This window comes from Chromobacterium sp. S0633 (assembly GCF_024158805.1).
Classification (GTDB): domain Bacteria; phylum Pseudomonadota; class Gammaproteobacteria; order Burkholderiales; family Chromobacteriaceae; genus Chromobacterium.
Window position 1 is genome coordinate 1 of record NZ_JAMZGH010000108.1, and the last position, 1,872, is coordinate 1,872.

Annotated in this window: 3 protein-coding genes; all 3 read left to right on the forward strand. The window is 66.3% G+C overall.

Annotated features, from left to right (window positions below):
• The first annotated feature begins 1 nt into the window (after position 1).
• Positions 2 to 664: a hypothetical protein gene (locus tag NK214_RS24780; RefSeq protein WP_371926315.1), complete on the forward strand. Its 663-nt coding sequence runs from the start codon at positions 2 to 4 to the stop codon at positions 662 to 664.
• Positions 665 to 714: 50 nt separating this feature from the next.
• The gene (locus NK214_RS24785) at positions 715 to 1,446 is read left to right on the forward strand and encodes a MotA/TolQ/ExbB proton channel family protein (protein WP_107799544.1); all 732 of its coding nucleotides are present in this window, start codon (positions 715 to 717) and stop codon (positions 1,444 to 1,446) included.
• 10 nt (positions 1,447 to 1,456) lie between these two features.
• The coding region (locus NK214_RS24790; protein ID WP_253315793.1) for a biopolymer transporter ExbD at positions 1,457 to 1,872 on the forward strand (416 nt) is incomplete at its 3' end.

A 1,872-nucleotide genomic window follows, 5' to 3' on the forward strand; every position in this document is an offset into this window, starting at 1 on the left:
TATAAACATGACGAGCATCACAGCCAGAGGAATCGGCGGTCCCCCGCCCAAGCGCCGCATCGCGGGCTTGGTCGGCGTGATCGTCTTCCATGCACTGTTGATCTACGCGCTGGTGTCGGGCCTGGCCCAGGGCGTGGTCAAAGTGATCCAGCAAAAAGTGGAAGTGGCGGTCATCAGCGAACCGCCGCCGCCTCCGCCCCCTCCGCCCCCCAAAATAGAAAAAGTGGTGCAGCCCACCGCCGCGCCCAAGCCGCAGGCCTATGTGCCGCCGGTGGTCAATCCGCCGCCGGTCACTTCCACGGCCAACGCGATCCAGTCCACCACCTCGGACCCGGCGCCGCAGCCGGCGCCCACCCCCGCCCCGGCGGTGGAAGCGCCCAAGGGCCCGGTGTCGGCCAAGGCCAACTGCACCCAGCTGCAAGCCCCGGAATACCCGAGCAAGGCGCAGCAGGACGAGATCCAGGGCGTGGTGCGCGTGGCCTTCCAGGTGGGCGACAACGGTCGCTTCAGCCACATCGCCAACATCTCGTTCGACGGCGGCATCCCGCCGCGTTACCGCAGCGGCTTCCAGTCGGCGATCAGCGCCGCGCTGCAAGGCTATAGCTGCAAACCCAACAGCCTGTTGAGCCAGGAATTCGGCTTCAAACTCGACTCCGGCGAATGAGCGCGAGCGCGCCTCGACCGGAGCACAGCAACTCTTAGGAGAACCAAAGCATGACCAAGACCACTCGCACCGCCTTCGCCGCCCTGGCCCTGCTGGCCAGCCTGCCTGTCCTGGCCGCCGAAACCGCGCACGTGACCAGCAACCCGTACGGCATCGACGCCCTGTGGGCGCAAGGCGACATCGTCGCGCGCGGCACTCTGATCATTCTGCTGATCATGTCCGCGGCCACCTGGTACGTGGGCATCGTCAAACTGCTGGAACAGCGCCGCCTGCTCAAGCAAGGCCGCGAACTGCTGGCGTCTCACGGCGCGGAACTGCAAAAACGCGCGAGCGAACTGGCCGACGAAGGCATGTTCAGCGCGGTGGCGGCGGCCGGCATTGACGCGGCGGCCGAGCACAAGGGCGAACTGGCCGGCCGCGTGGACCTCAACACCTGGGTGTCGATGGCCATCTCCGACGCGGTGGACTCCGCCAGCCACCATATGCAAAACGGCCTGTCGGTGGTGGCCACCGTGGGTTCCACGGCGCCCTTCGTCGGCCTGTTCGGCACGGTATGGGGCATTTACCACGCGCTGACCGCGATCGGCATGTCCGGCCAGGCGTCCATCGACAAAGTGGCGGGCCCGGTGGGCGAGGCGCTGATCATGACCGCGATCGGTCTGGGCGTGGCGGTGCCGGCGGTGCTGGGATACAACTGGCTGGTGCGTCGCAACAAGCTGGTGCTGGACATGGTGCGCGTGGTGGCCGGCCGCCTGCACGCCAGCCTGCTGAACGCGCGCTGAGGCGACGACGATGAAGGGGCGCAACGCAAGATTCGGCCAAGGCCACGGCAAGGGCGACGAAGACGCGGTGATGTCCGCGATCAACACCACGCCGCTGGTGGACGTGATGCTGGTGCTGCTGATCATCTTCCTGATCACGGTGCCCGTGGTGACGCAGACGGTGAAGATGGCCTTGCCGAAGGAAAGCAATATCCCGACGCAGACCAAGCCGGAGAACATCGTGCTGGGGGTGGACACCGGCAACACCATCTACTGGAACACCACGCCGGTGAAGACGCAGGAAGAACTGCTGGCGCGGCTGGTGAAGGAGGCGAAGAAGGAGCCGCAGCCGGAAGTGCACATCCGCGGGGATCTGGCGGCGAAGTACAGCCCGATCGGTCGGATTGTGCTGGCGGTGCAGCAGGCGGGCATCGTGAAGATCGCCTT